Below are 25,443 nucleotides of genomic sequence, written 5' to 3'. Positions count from 1 at the left end.
TCTCAAGCATGGATGCAATGCATACGATGGAAGAGCTTGTGGCGGAGCTGAATAAATATAACTATCATTACTATACGCTGGATGCGCCGCTCATCAGCGACAAGGAATACGACGCCCTGTACGACAAGCTCGCCTCCCTTGAGGCGGAGAGCGGCTTCATACTGCCCGATTCGCCGACCCAGCGCGTCGGCGGCGACCTGCTGAAGGGCTTTGTCCCGCACCGGCACCTCGCACCGCTGTGGAGCCTCGACAAAGCGCAGAATATTGAACAGCTCCGCAGTTGGAACGCCCGGGTTCTTCGGCTGGTAAATGACTATAACAGCAAGAATCCCGAGCAGCCTCTTCCGGAGCCCCGCTATGCCGTGGAGCTGAAATTCGACGGTCTGACGCTGAACCTGACTTACCGTGACGGGAGGCTGGTTCAGGCTTCCACGCGGGGCAACGGCGTTACGGGCGAAGGTATTCTGGCGCAGGTAAAGACGATCAAATCCGTTCCGCTGACGATACCGTTCAAGGAAGGCGTCATTGAGGTGCAGGGCGAGGGCATCATGAATTTGTCGGTGCTCGCGGACTACAACAAGAAGGCGGCAGAACCGCTGAAGAATGCGCGCAACGGCGCGGCCGGAGCACTGCGCAACCTGAATCCGAAGCTGACGGCGGAGCGGAGACTGAATGCCTTTTTCTACAATGTCGGCTACTCGGAAGGCGTAGAATTCCATGACCACCAGGAAATGATGCAGTTCTTACGCGACAATCAGTTCAAGGTCAATCCTTATCTGGCCTACTTCGACAACTTCGACGAAGTGTCGGAGCAGTTGGCCGAAATTGAGGAGGGCCGCTCCAAGCTGGACTACCTGATCGACGGCGTGGTCATCAAAATTACCGATTTCCGTATTCGCGAAGTGCTCGGTTATACGGACAAGTTCCCCCGCTGGGCGGTCGCCTACAAGTTCGAAGCGGAGGAGACGACCACCATTCTGGAATCGGTCATCTGGAATGTGGGCCGGACCGGCAAAGTGACGCCACTGGCCCGGGTCGAGCCGGTAGAGCTGGCCGGTGTTACCGTTCAGAACTGTACGCTTAACAATATCGGCGACATTGAGCGGAAGAATCTGAAGCATGCGCTCGGGACGCGTGTCTTCATCCGCCGTTCCAATGACGTCATACCGGAAATTCTAGGGAAGGTGACCGAAGAGAAGGACGGCGGGGAGATCATTTATCCCGAGCAATGCCCGGCTTGCGGTTCACCGCTGGAAATACGGGGAGCGCATCTGTTCTGCAACAATAAGCTGAACTGCAAGCCGCAGATCGTTGCGCGGATTACCCATTATTCCTCCAGGGACGCGATGGACATCGAAACCTTCAGCGACAAGACGGCGGGGCAGCTGTACGAGGAGCTTAACGTCCGCGAGCCCGCGGATCTCTATGAGCTGACGCTGGAGCAGCTGGTGAAGCTGGAGAGGTTCGGCGAGAAAAAGGCTACCAATCTTCTTCAGGCGCTCGAAGAGAGCAAGGGGCGGGAACTTGCATCCTTCCTGTACGCGCTGGGCATCCCGAATACTGGCAAGGCGACGACCAGGATGCTGGCCGACCATTTCCGCGATCTGAACGCCGTTATGACGGCGAGCGCGGAGGAGCTCTCGGCGCTGCCCGATATCGGCGGCATTGTGGCTGAGAGCATCGTTTCCTTTTTTGCCGATCCGTTCGTCGTTAATGGCATCCGCCGCCTGCTTGATTTGGGCGTTCAGGCCCAGGCGCCGGAAGCGCCGGCTCCGGTCGCAAGCGATTCCTTCTTCAGCGGCAAAACAGTGGTGCTTACCGGATCGCTGCAGCAGTTGACCCGTGAGGAAGCGGCGGAGAGACTGGAAGCGCTGGGCGCCAAAGTGACCGGCAGTGTCTCGAAGAAGACCGATCTTGTCATTGCCGGAGAGAAAGCCGGCAGCAAGCTGGCCAAAGCGCAGCAGCTCGGAATTCCGGTCATCGACGATGAGACCGAGCTGATCCGGCTGCTGGATGGCGGAGCGCCGTCCTGACATTCAGGGGATTTTTACCATGAAAATTATGCTAGGGGATGCACCCCAAAGTCATTAACGAGACTTTGGGGACATCCCCCTTTTTGCCGTTTCCCGGATCAACTGAAGTAAGAAAAACAGGCTATTTTCATAAAAATTAATCCAAGTCTGCCTATACTTTTACATGGAGCGAATACTCTCCCCTTAGACTAGGTTTGATCACTTACTACTGGGAGGGTAAATAAAAAAATGAACAAAGGTCTGAAGAAAGTTGCAATCGGCGGTTTGGCCTGCCTTGTCCTTTCCGCAGGAAGTTTTGCCTACGCGGCGAAAGGTTCTTCCAAGACACAAGCGGCCGCAAAAGCCCCGTCGAAGAATCTGATCGTCCTGATTGGCGACGGCATGGGACCCGCGCAAATCTCGGCGACGCGTTATTATGAACAGTATAAAAAAGGAGTCAAGCATCTTAATCTCGACCCTTATTATGTGGGACAAGCCACAACATATGCGGATCGCGGCGAAGACGGCGGCAAAGTGGTGTCGGGTGTCGTAACGGACTCCGCTTCCGCGGGAACGGCTTTTGCCACAGGCCATAAGACATACAATGCGGGCATCAGCGTATCCAATGAAGATGCGTCCAAGCCTTTCGCCTCCGTTATTGAAGCGGCGGTAAGCAGCGACAAAGCGACAGGTCTCGTAACCACCGCGCGGATTACCCATGCGACGCCTGCCGTATATGCGTCGCATGTCCGCAACCGGGATAACGAAGCGGCCATTGCCTCCCAGTACCTGGATAGCGGCGTGGACGTGCTGTTCGGCGGGGGCAAGCAATTTTTTGTGACAAAGGATGAGAAAGGCAAGCGGACCGATAAAAATATCCTGCCTGATTTCAAAGCGAAAGGGTATACCGTTGTCGAGAACACGAGCGCGCTGAAGGCTCTTCCGGCTTCCACCACCAAAGCGCTGGGTCTGTTCGGCAGCTCCCATGTCGCCTATACCCCGGACCGTACCGCTGAGATTCCAAGCTTGGCGGCAATGACGTCATCCGCATTGAAGATTTTGTCCAAGGATAAGGACGGTTTTGTCATGATGATCGAAGGCGGCCGGATCGACCATGCCGGACATGCCAACGATTTTCCGACGCTTATCCAGGAGACACTCGATTTCGACGCTGCCTTTAAGACCGCGATCGAGTTCGCCAAGAAAGACGGCAATACATCCGTAGTCGTGACCGCGGACCATGAAACCGGCGGCTTGTCCCTGTCGCGCGACAACATCTATGAGCTGAATATCGACCTGTGGGACAAGCAGAAGCATTCTTCGGAATCCATTGCCAGCAAGCTTGCCGAGGCCAAGACTCCTGAGGAAATCCGCAGCATTGTGGCGGAAAATACCGGCTTTACCGATCTGACTGACGAAGAGGTGCAAGCAATCCTGGCAGGCGATGGTTCCTCTTACAAGCAGGAGGGCGCCTACAATGCCGTTATCTCCAAAAGACTGCTCGTTGGCTGGTCCGGACACGGACATTCCGCCGTTGATGTTGGAATATGGGCATACGGTCCAATCGCCAATAAAGTGAAAGGCCAAGTGGATAATACCCAGATCGCCAGAGCTTCGGCAGCCATTGTAGGGGTCAATCTGGACAAGAGATCCTCTGAGCTTCAATCGAAATATGTATATCCGAAATTCAAAATCAATCGCGAGAATGAAGTGCTGTATCCTGTAGCATCGCTGATTAAGGCCCTTGGAGGAAGCTACAGCAGCGGATCATCCGTCTCGAAGGCCGCTTTTGGCAAAAACACGCTGAATATCAACATGTCGGCTCTGACAGCTACTCTGAACGGCAAGGCTGTCTCTTTCACGGTAGATAACGATAACGGAACCGTATATCTTCCGCTGTCCGCTTTCAGCCAGTTAACCGGCAAAAATCTGAAATGGGATTCGCTCTCCGAACGGATTGTCCTGCGTTAAGGGGGAGCAAGCATGCTGCAAATTTTCGGCCTGAACAAAAGCTTCCGAATTGACGGACGCAGTCTGCCGATTCTGGATATTCCCGCTTGGCAGGTGGAAAAAGGTGAAAAGGTGGCAATTACCGGACCCAGTGGGTCCGGTAAAAGCACGTTGCTCCATTTAATCAGCGGAATTGCGGTGCCGGACAAGGGTGAGATTCACTTGGAGGGTCAGCCGCTGCACACCATGACGGAGGCACAGCGGGATCGGCTTCGTTCACTGCACATCGGTTATGTGCTGCAGGATTTCCATCTGATTCCATCTCTTACCGCCAGTCAGAATATCGAAATCGCAATGGGCGCCAGCATGCCGGCGAAGCGGAGGAAGACGCTCATCTCTGAGTGGCTTGAGAGAGTAGGCCTGGCGGACCGGGCGAAGCATATGCCTTCCCAGCTATCCCGGGGTCAGCAGCAGCGGGTGGCGATTGTCCGCGCACTTGTGAACAATCCGCCGCTCTTGCTTGCGGATGAGCCCACCGGCAGTCTGGACTGGGAGACCGCCGATGAAATTTCGCGGCTTCTGCTCGATCTGAGCTCTTCCGGGCAGCAGACCCTGATTGTCGTCACGCATGACCTGAACATGGCGGAACGCTTTCCGAAATGTCTGGATATAAGGGAGCTGAACCGTGTTCGGAAGCATACTGAGCATCAAGCCGGAAGGGGCGGCGCACAGGAGGTAAGCAACGGATGAATCTTTTTTCATTGTCGCTGCGCAATATCCGCCATCGGCTTTTTCTCTCTTTTCTTACCGTCTGCGCGATCGGGGCGACCGTCGCTTTTATCGTCCTGTTCTCGCTTTTCCGGGACAGCGTCGAACAGGGGGCGGAAAAGGGATACGGTCCATTCGATCTCGTCATTGGCGCACAGGGCAGCGAAACACAGCTAGTGCTGAATACTTTCTATCATATTGGTGCGCCTACCGGGAACATTCCGGCGAACGTGCTGGAAGAGGCGCGGCGCGATTCGGGCGTGGACAAGGCGTATGCTATGACGACCGGGGATAATTACAACGGATTTCCGGTAGTCGGCATCGATCCGGAGTATTTTCTGACACGGTACGGCGACCGCACGCTGAAAGAAGGCGCGCTGTATACGAAGATGGGAGAAGCGGTTGTCGGATCGCATGTTGCCCAAACTCTCGGTCTGCATGTGGGTGATACGTTCACGGGGGCCCATGGACTTGTGGAGGAAGAAGGGCAACATTCCGGCGAAGAGGAGACCGGGGGCCACGCCGGTGAAGGGGAAACGGAAGAACATTCGCATGAAGGTTTTTTATATACGGTGACTGGTATTCTGCCCACGCTAAACACACCGGATGACAGAGCGGTGTTCACTACCGTCGATTATGCTTGGGCGGTTCATGAGCTTCAAGGGGAAGACCGCGAGATCACGGCCGTTCTGGTCAAGCCGTCAACTCTCCTTGGTGCGCATAATCTGAAGCAGACGCTTGATGGTAACGGCGGAGTTCAGGCTGCTTATACAAGCAAGGCCGTGTCTGATGTAGTGAACGCGGTCGATCAAGGTTCCCGGCTTGTCGAAATATTGGCCGGTCTGTGTGTGCTTCTTGCTGCGATTACGATTCTGCTGTCCTTGATCGCCGCCGCCGGAGAGCGCACCAAAGATGCCGGTCTGCTGCGGCTGTTGGGCAAGCCGAAGAGCTATGTATGGATGACGCTTATTAGTGAAGGTCTGATCCTGACGCTGACGGGTCTGGCCGCGGGTTTTCTTGCGGGACATTTAGCCGCACTGCTGTTTAAGGAAGTACTCTTTGCCAAAGCGGGAGTCCGAATAGACCCTTATTTGTGGAACGCCGAACACGGCTGGATTGCCGCGGGAACGATTGCAATTGGGCTGCTCGCCTCGCTGATTCCCGCCTTCCGGATGTACCGGCTTCACCCGCTCGCTTTGTTTAAATCTTAGGAGGTAGGCTGCCTTATGAAGACAAGACAAAAGTTTCTGACCGCCGCGGCTGTATGCCTTACCCTATTGCTGTCCGCATGCGGCAAGGATGGGCAAGAGACGTCGGCGTCTTCGTTTTCGTCGGTTCAGAACACCTCGGTATCTGCTGAAGAACAAGATAATTCCCAGGTAAATGAGGATAGGAAGGCAGCCGGAGATTCTGCTGCTGGCGGGGATTCTTCTTCGCCTGAAGTTTCCCCGGCCGCTTCTCCTTCTCCGGGTGCCGCCACTGCCGCTATCCCGTCTGCCGAACCGTCCCCGGGCTCCATTACCGCCGTTACCGGCTCTGCAGCACCATCTCCGGCGTCATCTGCATTGGCTTCGCCGGATACGAAGCCAACGCCGATCCCTAAGGCCGAAGCTTCGGCTTCAGAGACAAAATCGGCCAAAGCAACGCCTTCTTCTGGAGGGCAGAAGGCAATTGCCAGCTCCAAGCCTGCGGTTCTTCCCGCCCAAAGCGCCGAGGCCAAGCCATCCGGTTCTAACCGGAAAGCGTCTGCTTCCGCCGCTCCTTCTCCTACGCGTAAGCCGGTCTCTGCTTCGCCTTCGCCGTCAGCTTATGCTGACAACGGCAGCAAGACGGAGGTAGCAGCTTCTGTTGCTCCGCCGAATGCTGGAGGAGAGACGGCGGCCAAAAGCTCGGATGACGGGAACCCGTCAGGCACGGTAAAGATCGGCTGGTCGGAATTTTTTGACGGGGGCGACCAGACCCGGCCGTCGGAGCGTTTCTGGGACCTCAGCGAGAGCAAAAGCAAAGTGACCATCAAAGGCTTTATGGGCGAGGTGCTTTCCTTCGAAAAGCACTGGTTCCTGCTGATCCCTCAGCCTGGAGCCGAATGTCCTTTTGACAACGGGGACGAAACGTACTGGAACAAGATTATGATTGTATTTGTGCCGGACGATATTAAGCTGAGGCATAAATCGGGTCCGCTGCAGGTGACGGGACGGCTTGAGGTGGGGATTAAGATCGACGAGTCGGGATACAAGACCATGTTCCGGCTGTACGACGCATCCTTTGAGGAAATCAAGGAGTAGCACTGGTTCTAAAGGAGTAGCACTGGTTCTAAATGGAGGCTTGTCCGGGGAGAGAGATCTTTCTTGCGGACAAGCCTTTTTTGAAATATAAGACTTTATAAGCTTCGCGCCTATCGTTTGGTCTTATATTTTTACGAGAAACGTACCTGCAGACGGCGTCAGGCGTTTCTTCTTGTTATATTTTCTCTTTCCCCGGCAGCCAGGCGTCGACATCGTATCCCCGTTGTTCCCAGTAGCCGACATGGTCGCCTTCGATCAGTTCAATGCGATTGAGCCATTTCACCGATTTGTAGGCATACATTTGCGGAACGATAAGCCGCACGGGACCGCCCAGCTCATTGGAAATGGGCTTGCCGTCGTGCATAACGGCGACTAGCACATCGTCCATACGCGCTTGCTCCAGGGTAAGCGAGTCGGTGTAAACGCCGTCTCCGGAATAAAATTTGACGCTTGTGGCTGTACTCTGCACATCAGCCATGTCCATAAGCTTCGCAAGCGGGATTCCCTCCCATGTATTTTTATAGACCGACCAGCCTGTGATGCAGTGAAAATCGCTCACCTGAACCTCCCGCTGAAGCTTGACGAACTGCTCCCAGTTCCAGCTCAGCTTATTGTCCACCAGACCGTCGACCTTAAAAAACCAATTGGAATTGTCGAAGGAAGGGATGTCCGTCACCGTATAGATGCGGAAATGCCCTTCAGCGCCTCCGCCGATCGGCGGGGAAGACTGCGGCAGCGGAATAGGGTCGGGCAGGAGCCGGTTGGCATTGGCCACCGTTGACTCTCCCGCTGAAGGCAGCTGCAGCGACCGACCCATCCAGCGGACGAAAGTAGGCCCGAGCGTGACCGCCAGCCCTGCGCCGACGGCAGCTTTAAGAAATCCGCGCCGCGTGTAAATAGGCTGGGGATGCTGGAGCCCTTTTTCCGTTCCATTGGAAACTGCTGTGTCTTTGGTTTCTTGCTCCGGGCGAATCGACCGTTTGTCCGGTTCTTTAAGCCAGCGGGTGCGGGTAATCGAATGGTAAATAATAATCGGCAGTCCAATCCAGGTGAAAAGATCATGCGCCAGCAGCGCGGCATTGGCCGCCCGAGGACCGAAGGCTTTATACTGCCAAAGCACAATCCCTGACACAATCCAGCCGAACAGCAGCGTGAGCACCGTGATGACATTGGCTTTTTGCGCCGTCTTCCCCTTCAGTCGTTTCCAATGCTTGGCCGCCAGCAGCAGGTAATAGATCACCGGAGCGAGCAGGGCCAGCCCGGCCAGGGTATGCCCCCATTTTAGCCAGACTCTGCCTTCCCCCAGCCATTCCCGCCAAAATGCGCCCAGGAGCATCAAACCGCTTATAGCCAAGAACAGCACAAGCCAGGCATTCCATGCATGAATGGAGACTAGCTTTTTCCCGTAGCCTTTCCGAACGCGCGCCAGCGATTGTTTTAGCATTGTGCTTCCTCCTGTCCTTTTGAACAGATGATATTTCAAGTTTTAATTAATTGTAACGCAAAAGGCAGTCGTTGATAATACTTGAACACAGATCTACAGGGGTCATCCTCCCCCAACGATTGTACTTCTGGAATGGACATTTTCTGGTAAGATGAAGAGGGTAATGCTTATAGCACAAGAGGAGGCTGTCCGCTGTGAAGCAGGATACGATATTGCTGGTAGATGACGAGAAAGAAATTGTGGAACTGCTTGAGATTTATTTTAACAATGAGGGCTATCGGCTGCTAAAAGCCTATAACGGCCTGGAGGCATTGGAATGTCTGGAACAAGAGGATGTGGATCTGATTATTCTGGATGTTATGATGCCGCGGATGGACGGGATTGCCGCATGCCTGAAAATTCGCGAGGACCGGAATATGCCGATTATTATGCTGTCCGCTAAAAATACCGACATGGACAAAATTACAGGTCTCAGCCTCGGCGCGGACGATTATGTCGGCAAGCCGTTTAATCCGCTGGAAATTGTGGCCCGGGCCAAATCTCAGCTTCGCCGCTACCATAAATGGAACAGGGATCTTCCCGCCCGCAAAAGCGATCATGAGCTTCAGTTCGAGGATTTGCTTATCGACACAGCGAAGCATGAAGTCAGCGTGGATGGCCGCAAGGTTAAGCTGACACCCCGGGAGTTCGCCATTCTGGAGCTGCTGGCCCGTCATCAGGGTCAAGTGCTGAGCATGGAGCAGATTTATCGCAGCCTGTGGAATGAGCCTTTTCTTGACGGGGGAAACACGGTCATGGTGCATATTCGCAATATCCGGGAGAAAATCGAGCTCGATCCGAAGCGTCCTCGTTACATCCAGACTGTCTGGGGAGTCGGTTACAAGCTGGACGGTCCATCCTAAAGAGACGAAAGGCGGGATACCCGTATGAACGGCAAATTTATCGCTACCATCCGGTGGAAGTTTATCCTGGCTTTTATGCTTAGCAGTGTGTCGGCGGCGGGGCTGCTGATGGCTTGCTACCAGTTAGTGAACTCGATGGTATATTTGAACTCAGGCCCTCCGAATGCTCCGTACCGCCGAATTCTCCGGTGGATCATTAACCACATTGGCTCCGTTCCCTTGCTGACGACGGTGGGAATCGCCAGTTTTTTGCTGTTCTTTTTTATTTATACGCGCAAAATTGTCGTGTACCTGGAGGAAATCACACAGGGCATTCAGCAGATGACCAGAGTGGGAATGGCGCACAGAATCGAGGTCCGTACCGGAGACGAATTGGGGGTATTGGCTGAAAATATCAACGAGATGGCCAAGCGGCTGCAGCGCTCCCTGGAGGAGGAACGAAGGGCAGAAAATGCGAAAACCGACCTGATTACCGGCGTTTCCCATGATCTTCGGACTCCGCTCACCTCTATACTCGGGTTTCTGGAATACATTGAGCGCGACCGCTGCCGGGAAGAGGCCGAAATGCGTTATTATGTGAGCATCGCCTATCAGAAAACATTGGTGCTGCAAAAGCTGATTGACGACTTGTTCGAATATACCCGTGTGAACAGTGGAGGACTGCCGCTGGCTTTGCAAAAGCTTGATTTGAAGGCATTTATGCGCCAACTGGCGGAGGAATCAGTTCCCGCGCTGGAGCAGGCCGGCATGACTTATCGAATTGAGGATAACGCCGACCGTCTGTGGATAATGGCGTCTCCCCATGAGCTGGTCCGTACCTTTGAGAATTTGATTATCAATGCGATCCGCTACGGAAAAGAGGGCAAGAGAGTGGAGATCGGACTCAGCCGGGAAGGCGATGAAGCGGTGGTGCGAATCCGTAATTTCGGTGAGCGGATTGCGGAGAGCGATCTGCCGCATATTTTTGAACGCTTTTACCGGGCGGAGCGCTCCCGTTCGCAGCATACCGGCGGTTCGGGGCTGGGCCTGGCCATTGCCAAAGGGATTATCGAGCGTCACAACGGTATTATTTCCGCGCAAAGCGATATGAGCCGGACCGATTTTATCACCCGTTTCCCCTTATGCGAGGAAGGGACGCCTGAACCACTATTAAGAAAATCTTAAGAAAAGACCCTCGCAGTTCTTAAGATTTGGTCGCTATCCTTTAGCTTTAGGTCGGCAATTGCCTGAATGCGAGGAGGAAGAGGCCATGAAAAGATTCTACACGGTGCGGCTCGGCTATTTGTATATTACCGGCGGATGCGCTCTGCTGAGCGGCGTCCTTCTGTTTGTCGTCCGCCGGATATTCGCCTTGCTGTATACTTGCTATTCGCCGGAATCGGAAGCTCTGTTTATCCGGTTGTCGAACGGGATCATCAATGTTGTTGGGCGGACTCCGCTCTCCGTCGTCTTGTATTTGACATGCTTCGGCCTTCTGTTTATGCTAAGGTCCCAAATGCTGGACAGTGATATGAAGACGCTCCTGCGGGTGTCAGAGAAACTGGCGGAAGGCGGCAAAATTTCGGAACTCGCCGTACGCACCGGGGGAGAACTGAGTGAATTCGCTGCTAATTTGGAGCGAATCGGCAAAAGCGAAATGGCGAGCTCTCCCGAATCGTCCGGTTCCCGCCTGTCGGAGGTTCCGGAGCGTTCTCCCGAATCGTCCGGTTCCCTCCCGTCGGCAGTTCCGGTACGTTCTCCCATATCGCCCGGTTTGAACTCATCCGCAGCCCCGGTGCCTCACTCTTCCTCTCTCCCGAAGCAGCTTGGAGGCGAGGACGACGAATGTAGGGAACCGGCAGATTGGACCGGCGGGGAGGCGATCGCCCTCGTTCTTAGAACGAAAAGAATACTTCGAGAGTTGTCGGCGGCGGAATCGGAGGTTCCGGACCGGGAGAGTGCTCTATATGCCCATCTGGAATCAGCGAAAGTGGAATTACTGGATATGGAACGCTCGCTGGAAGGCCGGATTGTTCCATGAAGAAAATATTCGCCGTTCGCAGAGGGATGCGATTTCCCCGTAACCATGGAATCCAGGGCCGACGCGCTGACGTTCTCCGCTTCCTGTGCAGGCTGTTTGACGCGGGAGTGCTCGCCGCCATGCTGGGGCTGATTGCGCTCTTCTATATGCGCGAGTACGGAGAATTTGCCGTTCATCGCCATCAGGATATCCTGATTCTTCCCGAATCCAGCGTCATCGCCGCTTCGGACGGTACGACTGTGCGCAAAATCCCTTTGCCCGGATCGGGTTACAGACAAGCGGCCAAACTGCAGGAAATGCCGGAGCTTCTAATCAAGGCGTTTGTTGCCGTTGAGGACCGGCGCTTTTATGACCATAATGGTCTTGATTACAAGGGAATTCTACGGGCGTTCGTGAACAATTCCGCTCGGATGAGGCTTTCCGAGGGAGGGAGCAGCATTACGCAGCAGCTTGCCCGCAACCTCTATCTGAACAGGGACAGGACGATGTTGCGCAAGCTGAATGAAGCCTCCATCGCCGTCGCTTTGGAAAAGCGGCTGTCCAAGAACGAAATCATGGAGCTGTATTTGAACCAAATCTATATGGGGAGAGGACAGTACGGCGTCAAGTCTGCGGCGGAACGTTATTTCGGCGTCTCCGACCTGAAGCGGCTGGAGATTTGGCAGATTGCTATTTTGGCGGGAATTCCGAAAGGGCCGTCCGTTTATAATCCGGTGGATAACGCCGAGAAGTCGCTGGATAGGCGCAGGCTTGTCCTTGGCATCATGCTGCGGGAAGGCTTAATCACCGTAAGTGAAATGAGGGAGGCAGCCGGTCGCAAGTATGAGCCGCCCGGAGAGGCCGAGGCCGAACCGTCTGCCGTTTCCTATATGGAGGCCTCGCTCCGTGAAGCGTCCCGGGTAACGGGCATATCGACGGAGAAGCTTCGAACGGGCGGGTATCTCATTGAAACCGCGATAAATAAAGGAGCTCAGTCTGCGCTGGAGAAGGCCTTTTTGAGGAAGGAGGCCTTTCCGCCGGATGGTAAGAACCGCAAAGCGGAAGCTGCCATGGTCATTGTGAACCATCATAACGGCGAGATCGTCGCCATGATGGGCGGACGCAATCCTCGCGAAGGAGATCTGAACCGGGCCATTCTTGACGCCCGCCAACCCGGCTCCGCCTTTAAGCCGATTATCGTTTACGGACCCGCGCTGGAGAGCGGGAGGTTTACACCTGACAGCGTGCTGCCCGACCGTCCGTACGCTTACGGAAGCTATCGGCCCGAAAATATTAACAACGCCTATACGGGACAATTAACGATGAGTGCGGCGCTTCAAAAGTCCGCCAACGCCCCGGCAGTATGGCTGCTAAGGCAGACGGGCCTGGCTTATGCGCGTCAATTTGCTTCCAAGCTTGGTATTGAGCTAACCGGCGAGGACAATAACCTGTCGATAGCGCTTGGCGGCCTGCATAAAGGGGTATCCCCGCTGAAGATGGCCCAAGCCTATAGTGTGTTCGCAAGCGGCGGCACCTACCGGGAAGCACATACCGTACGCAGAATTACAGACCGTCACGGAACCGTGCTGTATGAGCATGTTCCGGCCGCTTCCCGGGTGATTTCGGCGCGGACAGCTGGAGAAATGACCACCATGCTGCGGACTGTCGTCCAGGAAGGCACAGGTATAAGAGCGCAAATGAACAGACCGGTCGCCGGAAAGACCGGCACAACGGAGCTGGATCTGCCTGGAACCGATCGTAAGGCCAACCGTGACATCTGGTTTGTCGGCTATACCCCGGAATGGACGGCTGCCGTGTGGATGGGGTTTGACCGAACCGACCGGGATAACTATATGACCGCAGGCAGCGGAGCAGCGGCAGCCTTATTTGCCAGGGTTATGGAATCGGTCCTGCAACAGACGCGGCGATAAGCCTCGATATGCTCCATTTTCATGCCCCCCCTCTCCTTTCCCGGGACATCAATTATGAAAAAAGCTCATCCTCCCTGTGAAAAAGGAAGCGATGAGACTTTTGCGGACGGTTCAGTTTCCATGGATCACTCTGCCGCCCATTCTTCCAGTTTCCGGTCCCCTGGGAGAAGCAGGGCGAGTAGGCCGAGAAGCGGCAGGAAGCCGCAGGCAGTGAAGACACGGGTGATGCCGACCATATCGATCATATGACCGATGAACAGCGAGCCGATCCCTCCGAGACCGAAAGCCAGTCCGGTAATAAGCCCGGAGACGGTGCCGATATTGCCGGGATACAGCATTTGCGCATAAATAACGGTTACCGAGAAGCTGGACAGCAGGACAAATCCGCCTATGAGCAGCAGCACACCTGCCCAAAATTGATTTACAAACGGAAGTGCCAGCGCAAATGGTACGGTTCCGACCATGGAGAACAGGATCAGATTTCGCCGTCCGAACCGGTCGGCAAGCGGGCCGCCGAAGAGAGTGCCAAGAGCTCCGGCAGCCAAGTACATAAAAATATAATTCTGAGCACTGTCCAGCACCAGACCGTATTTCTCCATTAAATAGAACGTATAGTAGCTTCCGATGGCTTGACCATACCATGAGCGCACAAAAACGATTAAGACCAGAATAATCACTGCCCTCAAAATGCTTTTCCTTCTGGCGGGATCCATTGCGCGGGACACGGTTTTTTTGCTGAACGTATAGCCGGCATCCAGCATCTCCCGGTACCACCGGGCCACATAGGTCTGCACCACGACACCGGCGGCCGCAATAATTGTAAAGCCTAAAGCGCCAATCTGCCCGAACGGGATAAAAATCCACTTCATCAGCAGCGGACCAAGGGACTGTCCTGCATTGCCTCCTACCTGGAAGATGGATTGGGACAACCCTTTTTTCAGACCGGCAGCCATATGCGCCACACGCATGCCTTCGGGATGGAAGGTCGCTGAGCCGAACCCGATCAGAATGACGGAGATCAGCACCAGGGCATAATTATTGGCGTAGGCCAGCAGCAGAACACCCGTTAAAGTGCTGCCCATCCCGAGCGGAAGCAGGATCGGACGCGGATGGCGGTCTGCGGCGTAGCCGATGACCGGCTGAATAACCGAGGACGTAATGTTGAGCGCAAACGCTATCCATCCGATTTGGGCGAAGGAGAGCAGCATATTACTCTTAAGGATAGGAAAAATAGCCGGGATAACCGCCTGAATGGAATCGTTGAACAAATGGACGAAACCGACGGCCAGCAGAATCCGATAGATCGTGGCCTGCTGAAGATTGCGCTGCTCTCCCGCCGCCACATTTACCTGCGATATTGTAGACGTTTGATTTCTCATAACAGCTCCTTTCTATATTAAGCCGGGAAATGGATATTAATTACGATAACTCGTTTTACTGCTTCACTGCAATGAACATTCCACAAAAACTATGAGGTATAGACCGATTAATACCTTTGCGTAATAGATAAATAATTTATTTTAAAAAAAGTGTTGCAAGTTGGAGATAGGCATGATATATTATTTCTTGTCGCTCGCGAGGTTGTGATGAAGTTAAAAGTCACAATTGAAAAAAGAGTTGACGAAAGTAATGTAGCGTGTTATTCTATAATTCCTGTGCATGAGACGGAATGTTCAAAATGCCGGGTGCAAGTTCTTTGAAAACTGAACAAATGGAACGCGTTAATTTAAATGATTCATGTGAATGAATCGTCAGTTTCAAAATGAGCTAATCGCTCTATCGATAGACTTTTCGGATGGTTATTTTCTTGGAGTGATTCGAGGGAGTAACCGCACGAAAAAACCTTATTGGAGAGTTTGATCCTGGCTCAGGACGAACGCTGGCGGCGTGCCTAATACATGCAAGTCGAGCGGAGTATTTTTGAGAGCTTGCTCTCAAAAATACTTAGCGGCGGACGGGTGAGTAACACGTAGGCAACCTGCCCCTTGAACTGGGATAACTACCGGAAACGGTAGCTAATACCGGATAATTCCTCTTGGCACCTGCTGGGAGGCTGAAAGGCGGAGCAATCTGCTGTCAAGGGATGGGCCTGCGGCGCATTAGCTAGTTGGTGGGGTAACGGCTCACCAAGGCGACGATGCGTAGCCGACCTGAGAGGGTGAACGGCCACACTGGGACTGAGACACGGCCCAGACTCCTACGGGAGGCAGCAGTAGGGAATCTTCCGCAATGGGCGAAAGCCTGACGGAGCAACGCCGCGTGAGTGATGAAGGTTTTCGGATCGTAAAGCTCTGTTGCCAGGGAAGAACGTCTTGTAGAGTAACTGCTACAAGAGTGACGGTACCTGAGAAGAAAGCCCCGGCTAACTACGTGCCAGCAGCCGCGGTAATACGTAGGGGGCAAGCGTTGTCCGGAATTATTGGGCGTAAAGCGCGCGCAGGCGGCTGTTTAAGTCTGGTGTTTAAACCATGGGCTCAACCTGTGGTCGCACTGGAAACTGGGCAGCTTGAGTGCAGAAGAGGAAAGTGGAATTCCACGTGTAGCGGTGAAATGCGTAGAGATGTGGAGGAACACCAGTGGCGAAGGCGACTTTCTGGGCTGTAACTGACGCTGAGGCGCGAAAGCGTGGGGAGCAAACAGGATTAGATACCCTGGTAGTCCACGCCGTAAACGATGAGTGCTAGGTGTTAGGGGTTTCGATACCCTTGGTGCCGAAGTTAACACAGTAAGCACTCCGCCTGGGGAGTACGGTCGCAAGACTGAAACTCAAAGGAATTGACGGGGACCCGCACAAGCAGTGGAGTATGTGGTTTAATTCGAAGCAACGCGAAGAACCTTACCAGGTCTTGACATCCCTCTGAATACGTTAGAGATAGCGTAGGCCTTCGGGACAGAGGAGACAGGTGGTGCATGGTTGTCGTCAGCTCGTGTCGTGAGATGTTGGGTTAAGTCCCGCAACGAGCGCAACCCTTGACTTTAGTTGCCAGCAGGTGAAGCTGGGCACTCTAGAGTGACTGCCGGTGACAAACCGGAGGAAGGTGGGGATGACGTCAAATCATCATGCCCCTTATGACCTGGGCTACACACGTACTACAATGGCCGGTACAACGGGAAGCGAAGCCGCGAGGCGGAGCCAATCTTATAAAGCCGGTCTCAGTTCGGATTGCAGGCTGCAACTCGCCTGCATGAAGTCGGAATTGCTAGTAATCGCGGATCAGCATGCCGCGGTGAATACGTTCCCGGGTCTTGTACACACCGCCCGTCACACCACGAGAGTTTACAACACCCGAAGTCGGTGGGGTAACCCGCAAGGGAGCCAGCCGCCGAAGGTGGGGTAGATGATTGGGGTGAAGTCGTAACAAGGTAGCCGTATCGGAAGGTGCGGCTGGATCACCTCCTTTCTATGGAGAATCGTTTCCCGAGCGGAAACATTCAAATACGGAAGCTAAGCTTCCATAATCTAACGTGTTCCCATTTGTTCAGTTTTGATGGAATTTGCGGGGCCATAGCTCAGCTGGGAGAGCGCCTGCCTTGCAAGCAGGAGGTCAGGAGTTCGATCCTCCTTGGCTCCACCAACAAACTTCATCTATTTGTTATGTCTTGATCCTTGAAAACTGGATACCGAAACGAAAATTGCGTTTTAGAACATCTTTTAGCTGAGCTTGTGTCAAGCGATTGAACAAGTGAAGTGAAAGTGCTTAGTTGGTTAAGCTAGTAAGAGCACACGGAGGATGCCTAGGCGCCAGGAGCCGAAGAAGGACGTGGCGAACAACGAAAAGGCCTCGGGGAGCTGTAAGCAAGCGTTGATCCGGGGGTGTCCGAATGGGGAAACCCGGCTGTGGTAATGCACAGTCACTCCTGCCTGAATTCATAGGGTAGGTAGAGGCAGACCAGGGGAACTGAAACATCTAAGTACCCTGAGGAAGAGAAAACAAGAGTGATTCCGTCAGTAGCGGCGAGCGAACGCGGAACAGCCTAAACCGAAGAGCTTGCTCTTCGGGGTTGTGGGACGTCTCCCATGGAGTTACAAAGGAACGGTTTAAGCGAAGAGGTCTGGAAAGGCCCGCTAGAAGAGGTAAAAGCCCTGTAGCTGAAAAATCGTTCCCTCCGAGACGGATCCCGAGTAGTGCGGGGCACGTGAAACCCCGTATGAATCCGGCAGGACCATCTGCCAAGGCTAAATACTCCCTGGCGACCGATAGTGAAACAGTACCGTGAGGGAAAGGTGAAAAGCACCCCGGAAGGGGAGTGAAATAGTACCTGAAACCGTGTGCTTACAAGAAGTCAGAGCCCATTTTAGGGGTGATGGCGTGCCTTTTGTAGAATGAACCGGCGAGTTACGTTTAACGTGCAAGGTTAAGGCGAGGAGCCGGAGCCGCAGCGAAAGCGAGTCTGAATAGGGCGACGAAGTACGTGGGCGTAGACCCGAAACCGTGTGATCTACCCCTGTCCAGGGTGAAGGTGCGGTAACACGCACTGGAGGCCCGAACCCACGCACGTTGAAAAGTGCGGGGATGAGGTGGGGGTAGCGGAGAAATTCCAATCGAACTCGGAGATAGCTGGTTCTCCCCGAAATAGCTTTAGGGCTAGCCTCGGATTTGAAGTCGTGGAGGTAGAGCACTGATTGGGTGCGGGGCCCGCAAGGGTTACCAAGCTCAGTCAAACTCCGAATGCCATGGACTTACGTCCGGGAGTCAGACAGTGAGTGCTAAGATCCATTGTCAAAAGGGAAACAGCCCAGACCATCAGCTAAGGTCCCCAAGTGTGTGTTAAGTGGGAAAGGATGTGGAGTTGCACAGACAACCAGGATGTTGGCTTAGAAGCAGCCACCATTGAAAGAGTGCGTAATAGCTCACTGGTCGAGTGACTCTGCGCCGAAAATGTAACGGGGCTAAACACACCACCGAAGCTATGGCTTGATGCTTTGCATCAGGGGTAGGGGAGCGTTGTATGCGGGTTGAAGGTTGACTGCAAGGACAGCTGGACTGCATACAAGTGAGAATGCCGGTATGAGTAACGAAAAGATCAGTGAGAATCTGATCCGCCGAAAGCCCAAGGTTTCCTGAGGAAGGCTCGTCCGCTCAGGGTAAGTCGGGACCTAAGGCGAGGCCGACAGGCGTAGTCGAAGGACAACAGGTTGATATTCCTGTACCACCATAATCCGTGATGAGCAATGGGGGGACGCAGGAGGGTAGTGACGCGGACTGATGGATGTCCGTCCAAGCAGCGAGGCTGGTGTATAGGCAAATCCGTACACCATAAGGCTGGGCTGTGATGGGGAGCGAAAATTGTAGTAGCGAAGGTCATGATCTCACACTGCCAAGAAAAGCCTCTAGCCAGGAGAAGGTGCCCGTACCGCAAACCGACACAGGTGGGCGAGAAGAGAATTCTAAGGCGCGCGGAAGAACTCTCGTTAAGGAACTCGGCAAAATGACCCCGTAACTTCGGGAGAAGGGGTGCCTCGGTAGGGTGAATAGCCCGAGGGGGCCGCAGTGAAAAGGCCCAAGCGACTGTTTAGCAAAAACACAGGTCTGTGCGAAGCCGCAAGGCGAAGTATACGGGCTGACGCCTGCCCGGTGCTGGAAGGTTAAGGGGAGCGGTTAGGGGTTAAACCCGAAGCTGTGAACCGAAGCCCCAGTAAACGGCGGCCGTAACTATAACGGTCCTAAGGTAGCGAAATTCCTTGTCAGGTAAATTCTGACCCGCACGAATGGCGTAACGACTTGGGCGCTGTCTCAACGAGAGATCCGGTGAAATTTTAATACCTGTGAAGATGCAGGTTACCCGCGACAAGACGGAAAGACCCCATGGAGCTTTACTGCAGCTTGATATTGAACTTGGGTACGATCTGTACAGGATAGGTGGGAGCCTTGGAAGCCGGAGCGCCAGCTTCGGTGGAGGCATCGTTGGGATACCACCCTGATCGTATCTAGGTTCTAACCTGGTACCCTAAGCGGGTACGGGGACCGTGTCAGGCGGGCAGTTTGACTGGGGCGGTCGCCTCCTAAAGTGTAACGGAGGCGTCCCAAGGTTCCCTCAGAATGGTTGGAAATCATTCGAAGAGTGCAAAGGCAGAAGGGAGCTTGACTGCGAGACCTACAAGTCGAGCAGGGACGAAAGTCGGGCTTAGTGATCCGGTGGTACCGCATGGAAGGGCCATCGCTCAACGGATAAAAGCTACCCTGGGGATAACAGGCTTATCTCCCCCAAGAGTCCACATCGACGGGGAGGTTTGGCACCTCGATGTCGGCTCATCGCATCCTGGGGCTGAAGTAGGTCCCAAGGGTTGGGCTGTTCGCCCATTAAAGCGGTACGCGAGCTGGGTTCAGAACGTCGTGAGACAGTTCGGTCCCTATCTGTCGTGGGCGTAGGAAATTTGAGAGGAGCTGTCCTTAGTACGAGAGGACCGGGATGGACGTACCGCTGGTGCACCAGTTGTTCCGCCAGGAGCATGGCTGGGTAGCTACGTACGGACGGGATAAGCGCTGAAAGCATCTAAGCGTGAAGCCCCCCTCAAGATGAGATTTCCCAAGTTAGTAAGACCCCTTGAAGACGACGAGGTAGATAGGTTGGAGGTGGAAGTGCTGCAAAGCATGGAGCTGACCAATACTAATCGGTCGAGGGCTTATCCAAAAATAACGCAATGTTTCGTTTCGAATCCAGTTTTCAGGCGATCAAGGCCTGCCGTTTGGTGGCGATGGCGGAGGGGTTCCACGCGTACCCATCCCGAACACGACCGTTAAGCCCTCCAGCGCCGATGGTACTTGGACCGAAGGGTCCTGGGAGAGTAGGACGCCGCCAAGCACATGAACCACTGCTGAGATTTCAGCAGTGGTTTTTTGTATTTCTTTTTAACTTATGCTGCCTAGCGGCGATTGGATTAACACGCGAATAAGGGTTCCGCCATCCGCCATACCCGCCGGAGCGGGTGGAGGATCTGGAGAGCGATTTCGGAAACCGCGTCCGGAAACCGCAAATAGACCGCACCTCGAAAAGGGCGGCCTGTTCGCATATCGATCGCTATTTGTCGACCGGAATCACGGCTACTGACTCTCTTTCAATGATTTTATAAGCGAGGTAAAACTGTCCTTTCTCGGGGAACTTTCCTCCCTCGGCAAAGTGCCTGATCATATGCTTGACGCCCTCTGCGCCAATCTCGCCAAAGGGCTGTTCAATCGTCGTCAGCTTGGGCGTCGTGATTCCGCTTACCGACAAATTGTCAAAGCCCATGACCGAGATATCCTCCGGCACTCTGAGCCCCGCGTCGTAAATGCAGCGCATCGCTCCGATCGCCATCTCGTCGGAGGCAGCAAACACAGCGGTTAGTCCGGTCTGCTCCCGCTCGGCGAGAAGCTCCTTCATCGCCTTGTACCCGTCATCAAAACGCATATCCCCGTAGGCGACAAACGACTCCGAAAAGGGCAGTCCATAGAAGTCGACCGCCTGCTTATAGCCTTTGAGCCGGAGCTGTTCGCCGCGGTCGTGCTGCTGTGTCAGCATGGCGGAAATCATGCCGATGCGCCGATGTCCGCGCGATACGAGATAAGCGACGGCGTCGAACGAAGCACGAATGTCATCGACCTTGTAGGCCGGCAGTTTGGCGCTCTCATGGGAGTCTAGCAGCAGGACGACGGGAATCTGCAGCGTATCGACCAGCTTGTCATACTCGGCCGGCATATGGAAGCTGGTCAGAATAATCCCGTCGACCAAATGCTGCTGCACGAAGGAAAACGCCTCGGTCAGCCCCTCCTCGTTCATTTTGCCGCTCTTCAGCTCGTACAAAATCAGATCGATGTTGTTCTCCTGGGCGACCCGGCTGATTCCGCTAAATAATTCGCCGAAGAAGAACGATGTAATATATGGAATAATGACGCCCAGGGAAATCTTCGTGTTCTTCGCATTGGTCTGCTTGAACTTGGCCGTGTCGAAATAGTTAAGCTTCTTCGCCGCCTGCATCACGCGCTCGCGCGTCTCCGCATTGACGAGCGCCGGCTTATTGAGCGCTCTTGACACGGTGGCAATGGAGATCCCCACATAATCTGCTATATCCTGAATTGTCGCCAATACTGTAACCCTCCGTTTCTTTCTTTCCCGGAGGCAGACCTATCGGACCGCTCGGAACCGTACATTGCAGTTATTGCATACTCTTCTTTCAATTATACCCGATGCAGCCCCGGCCGAACAGACAACCTCCAACTCTCTGCCCGCGTTCTTCGCTAGCCTTTCTCTGCGCCGGACGTCAACCCGGCAACCAGATAGCGCTGCAGCAGAAGGAACAGCGCCGTAATCGGAACAGCAATCAGCACGCAGCCGGCAGCGAACATCGTAAATTGAAGCTTTGTTCGGTCTGTTACAATATCGTATAGTCCGACGGCCAGCGTCTTTTTCTCTGGAGTCCTCAGCACGAGCCTGGCGAAGATGAAATCCGTGAACGGACCGGTAAAATTCATCAGCACCACATACACCAGCAGCGGCTTTGACAAAGGCAAAATCATGCGGAAGAACGTGTTCATATGACCGGCCCCGTCGATCCGCGCCGCCTCTACCAGACTGCGCGGAATCGTATCAAAATAGCTTTTGGAGAAAAGAAAGAACAGCGGCGCTCCCGCGGCAGACACGATAATAACCGCCGCATGCGTATTAAGCAGATTCATCTGGTTTAGCAAAATATAAACGGCAATCATGCTCATAAAGCCGGGAAATAAGCCGAGCGCCAGCAGCATGCTCATCAGGTTTTTTCGGCCGGTGAAACGGAACATTGAGAACACATATCCTGTCATCATCACAAGCACAGTGGAGATCACGGTGCTGATAATGGCGATTTTGAACGTATTCACATACCACTCGGCGAACGGATAATTCTCAAACAACTGCCTGTAATGAAGGAGTGTGAACGATGTCGGAAGCAGTGTTTCGCTAAAGAGCATATCCCCCGGGCGGAACGAGGACAGCAGCACCCAGAGGGCGGGATAAATACAGAACAGCGCGGCAAGCGACAACAGCACGTAACTTAACGTTAGGCGCACCGCTTTTCGTAAGGGGCGATTCGTCATTATAGCCTCTCTTCCTTAAACGACTTCGTCCGGCGGATGCTCCAGACAGCGAACCCGGACAAGAGTACAAAAATGAAAATACCGATAACCGAAGCAAAATTATATTGCCCCTGCTCCATGGACAGCTTGTACAGCCAGGTAATCAGGATATCCGTATGACCCGCGAATTGATAATTCCCGTTAACGGGATTGCCTCCGGTCAGCAGATAGATCACATTGAAATTGTTGATATTCGCCACGAATTGCATAATCAGTATCGGCATCATGGTGTACATCACGGTAGGAAAAGTGATCAGCCGCAGCTTTTGCAGTCCGTCCGCCCCGTCGATATCGGCAGCTTCATACATATCCCCAGGTATAGTGGACAGGACGCCGATAATCATCAGCATGATTACAGGGAAGCCGAGGAGCATGTTGACGAGGACAAGCGTGAGCTTTGCCCACTCTGGGTCCGACAGCCAGGGAACCCGCCCGAACCCCATGAGTTCGAGGTAGTCGTTCACCGGTCCGAACTGGCCGTTAAATACGTTGCGTAGAATGAGGGTGGAGACGAATAAAGGAATGGCGTAAGGAAGAATAAAGATTGTCCGCCAGAACTTTTTGAACCGGATATCCTTCTGCTGTACCGCCAGCGCAATAACAAATCCGGCCGCAAAGCAGGTCAAAGTAGACGCTACGGCCCAGAGCAGGGTCCACAGGGTTACACCGTAGAAGGTCTCGCTCCAGACGCGAAGCCGGAAAATATCGCGAAATGTCTCCAGGCCGTGCCAATTGATTAATTGGGCAGGGGGCATATGGCTGCGCGTGAAGTCGGTGAAAGCGAGTAGAATCATGAACACAATCGGCATTACCGTAAAAAATAAGATACCCAGCACCGGAATGGCAATGGCAATCTGCGGAAAGCGGTAATCGAGTAAAAAATGCAGCGTCTGCCTGAACGTATGCAGCGGCATGCCTTCTTCCCTCAGTCTGGCGCAGCGATAAGCATCCCTGATATTTAGAACATAAACGGCCAGAAGAAGAAACATTAGAAAAATCATAATCAGACCCTCCACCAGTAGATAGATGGAATGATCCCCGATTACCTGTTGATACACCTTGCCGACCTTCTCCAGACGGGCCGATGTCTCTCCTAGTGTAACCAACGCCCATACCGCATGGGGCAGCTTGGCAATCGCCACATACAGACCTGCCAAATGCAGCAGCATTAGCGCTATTCCTTTCCCGTACTGACGGTTGTTAAGCTGACCCGCTCCCATAACCAGAACCGACAAGACAGCGCTTGTCCGGCAGCCGGACAGAAATGGTCTTCGAAGCTCTATTATGGATCGTTTTTCCACCGTTGTATTCACTCCTTATAGAAAAGCCGCTCCGATAGCGACGGAGCGGCCTTAGCGTAATAGTTAAGAATTTTGGGGCCCCCGCAAAGTATTTGGAATAAGCTTCGAAGTTAAGGCTCCACTTTGTGGGGCTATTGTAGTCAGCCTCCTATTGGGCTGCGGCAATATTCGCCTTCATATCCGCCACAGCCTTATCCAGTGTGGACCTAATGTCGGCCCCATTCCAGATTTGTTCCAGCACAGGGGTTATATTTTGGAAGAAATACTGCACTTCCGGAATGACCGGCAGCATCTCCGCATTGGCTACATGCTTGGCGAAGACTTGAATGATATCATCCGACTCCAGCTTTTCATCGTTCTCAATCCCGGCATAAGCAGGCAGTACGCCTCTCATCTCATAGTTCTTGAGCTGCATTTCCTTCGTCGTCATAAAGTGGGCAAACAGCTTGGACGCATTCGGATACTTCGAATAGGAGCTTACGAAATAAGCGGGAACGCTCGCGTAAGGCTTGGGATCGACGCCACCCGGCATTTTTGGCATTTGAATGATTCCGACCTCAAACGGCAGGCTCTTGTATCGGCCAAGATTCCAAATTCCGTCCAAAATAATGCCAACCTTGCCCTGCTCGAACAGCGATACTTTGACATCCTCGGTAAGATCGGAGCTGGCCACAGGCAATATCTCCTTCAGCGAACGGTAGAATTCCATTCCCTTAACCGCACCCTCGTTGTTCAAGCCGATGTCGTTCTTATCTGTTCCGTTATTGCCAAAGATATAGGCGCCGTAACCGGCCATAAATGAATAATTGTAGAGCAAATTGTTGGTTTCGTAGAACAACCCGTATTTATTGTTAGGGATATCATTATACTTCTTGGCAAAAGCCTTCAGATCGTCCCACGTATCCAGCTTCGCGTCCTTTACAATATCTTTGTTGACATACATCATGAAGGATTCGATATTGCGCGGATAACCGTAAAGAATGCCATCGACAGTCACTGCATCCAGAGCGGATTTAACCGAAATGTTAGTTGTTTCCTCGGCAAAATAATCATTCGGCAGGAAGAGGCCCGAGTTCACATTGGGACCGAGCTGATCGGCTCCGGCGACAAACACATCGGCGCCGGTTCCCGCCGGACCATCCGTAATGAGACGGCCGACTGTTTCCCAGAACATCACTTCTTCAAGCGTTACTTTGACATTGTATTTTTTCTCAAACTCTTGCACGGCATATTCGGAAAAAGCATCTTTCTTGTCCCAGTAGACCAGTTCAGCTCCCGGTTCTGGCTGCAGCTCGTCCATCGTCGCATCTGAGCTCGGTAGTGGGGATTCGCTGGCCGCAGCCGGAGCCGATGAAGGATTCGCCGCAGGCGAAGCGCTGCCGCAGGCGGTGACGGCGAGCATACAAACAATTAGAAGGGAAATCAGTCCGGTTCTTCTTTTCATACACATACCTCTCCTCTTGAATACAAAATATTAAGGCAGACAGACACGATAGAAGCGATTAATTTTCACCAAGCTAAGGATTTGGCCTCATCTTCAGCCGGGATATGTAAGGCTTTGTGACATATGACGTTGCCGTTCCTTACAATTTTCAATATACAGGAGGGGATTTGAGAGTGTCAATCATTTTTGTGATTTGTTTTTTCAATAAAATTTGTCTATTTGATCTATTTTCTTAAAGTATTCGTGTAGAACATAAGAAAAATCCTGATATTAATTCCGAATTCACTCAGAATGTTCGTCATTTTGTTGACAGTG

Annotated in this window: 15 protein-coding genes, 1 tRNA gene and 3 rRNA genes; 13 read left to right on the top strand and 6 right to left on the bottom strand. The window is 53.4% G+C overall.

Translation table 11 applies throughout. The annotated features are described in order from the left end of the window. Positions 1–8: 8 nt before the first annotated feature. The 5 genes from ligA to KP014_RS00430 all read left to right on the top strand — a co-directional run bounded on the left by ligA (position 9) and on the right by KP014_RS00430 (position 7,015). On the top strand, positions 9–2,033 hold the full coding sequence (gene ligA / locus KP014_RS00450; RefSeq protein ID WP_036592882.1) for an NAD-dependent DNA ligase LigA: 2,025 nt from the start codon (positions 9–11) through the stop codon (positions 2,031–2,033). A 228-nt stretch (positions 2,034–2,261) separates the two neighbouring features. Next, entirely contained in the window at positions 2,262–3,983 is a 1,722-nt protein-coding gene (locus KP014_RS00445) for an alkaline phosphatase (RefSeq protein WP_036592883.1), read from the top strand. Positions 3,984–3,995: 12 nt separating this feature from the next. Next, on the top strand, positions 3,996–4,712 hold the full coding sequence (locus KP014_RS00440; protein WP_036592884.1) for an ABC transporter ATP-binding protein: 717 nt from the start codon (positions 3,996–3,998) through the stop codon (positions 4,710–4,712). Beyond that, on the top strand, positions 4,709–5,941 hold the full coding sequence (locus KP014_RS00435) for an ABC transporter permease (RefSeq protein ID WP_036592885.1): 1,233 nt from the start codon (positions 4,709–4,711) through the stop codon (positions 5,939–5,941). The genes KP014_RS00440 and KP014_RS00435 overlap by 4 nt, the downstream gene beginning before the upstream one ends. 15 nt (positions 5,942–5,956) lie before the next feature. Further along, positions 5,957–7,015, top strand: a complete 1,059-nt coding sequence (locus KP014_RS00430) for a hypothetical protein (protein WP_175491781.1) — start codon at positions 5,957–5,959, stop codon at positions 7,013–7,015. A gap of 175 nt (positions 7,016–7,190) precedes the next feature. Here the strand turns inward: KP014_RS00430 and KP014_RS00425 are convergent, their stop codons facing one another. Beyond that, the gene (locus KP014_RS00425) at positions 7,191–8,459 is read right to left on the bottom strand and encodes a molybdopterin-dependent oxidoreductase (protein ID WP_090833792.1); all 1,269 of its coding nucleotides are present in this window, start codon (positions 8,457–8,459) and stop codon (positions 7,191–7,193) included. A 194-nt stretch (positions 8,460–8,653) separates the two neighbouring features. Between KP014_RS00425 and KP014_RS00420 the strand changes: the two genes are divergently transcribed. From KP014_RS00420 to KP014_RS00405, 4 genes are all read left to right on the top strand, one after another. Continuing rightward, entirely contained in the window at positions 8,654–9,361 is a 708-nt protein-coding gene (locus KP014_RS00420; protein ID WP_036591623.1) for a response regulator transcription factor, read from the top strand. A 24-nt stretch (positions 9,362–9,385) separates the two neighbouring features. After that, positions 9,386–10,525 carry a sensor histidine kinase gene (locus KP014_RS00415; protein ID WP_051499631.1) on the top strand — a complete coding sequence of 380 codons (1,140 nt, stop codon included), beginning with the start codon at positions 9,386–9,388 and terminating at the stop codon, positions 10,523–10,525. Positions 10,526–10,610: 85 nt separating this feature from the next. Then, positions 10,611–11,381: a hypothetical protein gene (locus KP014_RS00410; RefSeq protein WP_036591627.1), complete on the top strand. Its 771-nt coding sequence runs from the start codon at positions 10,611–10,613 to the stop codon at positions 11,379–11,381. Further along, positions 11,378–13,291 (top strand): transglycosylase domain-containing protein, encoded by a 1,914-nt coding sequence (locus KP014_RS00405; RefSeq protein WP_246590611.1) that lies wholly within the window; start codon positions 11,378–11,380, stop codon positions 13,289–13,291. The genes KP014_RS00410 and KP014_RS00405 overlap by 4 nt, the downstream gene beginning before the upstream one ends. 125 nt (positions 13,292–13,416) lie before the next feature. On the opposite strand, the gene KP014_RS00400 is transcribed toward KP014_RS00405, so the two are convergent. Further along, complete coding sequence (locus tag KP014_RS00400; RefSeq protein WP_090833791.1) at positions 13,417–14,670, bottom strand: MFS transporter; 1,254 nt, start codon at positions 14,668–14,670, stop codon at positions 13,417–13,419. A 465-nt stretch (positions 14,671–15,135) separates the two neighbouring features. Here KP014_RS00400 and KP014_RS00395 point away from each other — a divergent pair. The 4 genes from KP014_RS00395 (at position 15,136) to rrf (ending at position 20,095) form a co-directional block, all read left to right on the top strand. Further along, positions 15,136–16,692, top strand: a 16S ribosomal RNA gene (locus KP014_RS00395). A gap of 98 nt (positions 16,693–16,790) precedes the next feature. Next, positions 16,791–16,866: transfer RNA gene (locus tag KP014_RS00390), tRNA-Ala, on the top strand. Between the two features lie 129 nt (positions 16,867–16,995). After that, positions 16,996–19,924, top strand: a 23S ribosomal RNA gene (locus KP014_RS00385). Positions 19,925–19,978: 54 nt separating this feature from the next. Beyond that, a 5S ribosomal RNA gene (rrf, locus tag KP014_RS00380) occupies positions 19,979–20,095 on the top strand. The 16S, 23S and 5S rRNA genes sit together here with 1 tRNA gene alongside, the layout of an rRNA operon. 216 nt (positions 20,096–20,311) lie before the next feature. Here rrf and KP014_RS00375 read toward each other — a convergent pair. The 4 genes from KP014_RS00375 to KP014_RS00360 all read right to left on the bottom strand — a co-directional run bounded on the left by KP014_RS00375 (position 20,312) and on the right by KP014_RS00360 (position 25,128). Beyond that, positions 20,312–21,355: a LacI family DNA-binding transcriptional regulator gene (locus tag KP014_RS00375; protein WP_036595666.1), complete on the bottom strand. Its 1,044-nt coding sequence runs from the start codon at positions 21,353–21,355 to the stop codon at positions 20,312–20,314. A gap of 152 nt (positions 21,356–21,507) precedes the next feature. Continuing rightward, positions 21,508–22,344 (bottom strand): sugar ABC transporter permease, encoded by an 837-nt coding sequence (locus KP014_RS00370; RefSeq protein WP_036595664.1) that lies wholly within the window; start codon positions 22,342–22,344, stop codon positions 21,508–21,510. Further along, complete coding sequence (locus tag KP014_RS00365; protein WP_246590610.1) at positions 22,344–23,684, bottom strand: carbohydrate ABC transporter permease; 1,341 nt, start codon at positions 23,682–23,684, stop codon at positions 22,344–22,346. The genes KP014_RS00370 and KP014_RS00365 overlap by 1 nt, the downstream gene beginning before the upstream one ends. Before the next feature lie 148 nt (positions 23,685–23,832). Next, complete coding sequence (locus KP014_RS00360) at positions 23,833–25,128, bottom strand: sugar ABC transporter substrate-binding protein (RefSeq protein ID WP_051500119.1); 1,296 nt, start codon at positions 25,126–25,128, stop codon at positions 23,833–23,835. Positions 25,129–25,443 lie beyond the last annotated feature (315 nt).

The organism is Paenibacillus sophorae, from assembly GCF_018966525.1.
In the GTDB taxonomy this organism is placed as follows: Bacteria; Bacillota; Bacilli; order Paenibacillales; family Paenibacillaceae; genus Paenibacillus_AQ; species Paenibacillus_AQ sophorae.
The sequence above is the reverse complement of the archived record's forward strand: the minus strand, read 5'-3'. Positions and strand labels throughout refer to the sequence as shown.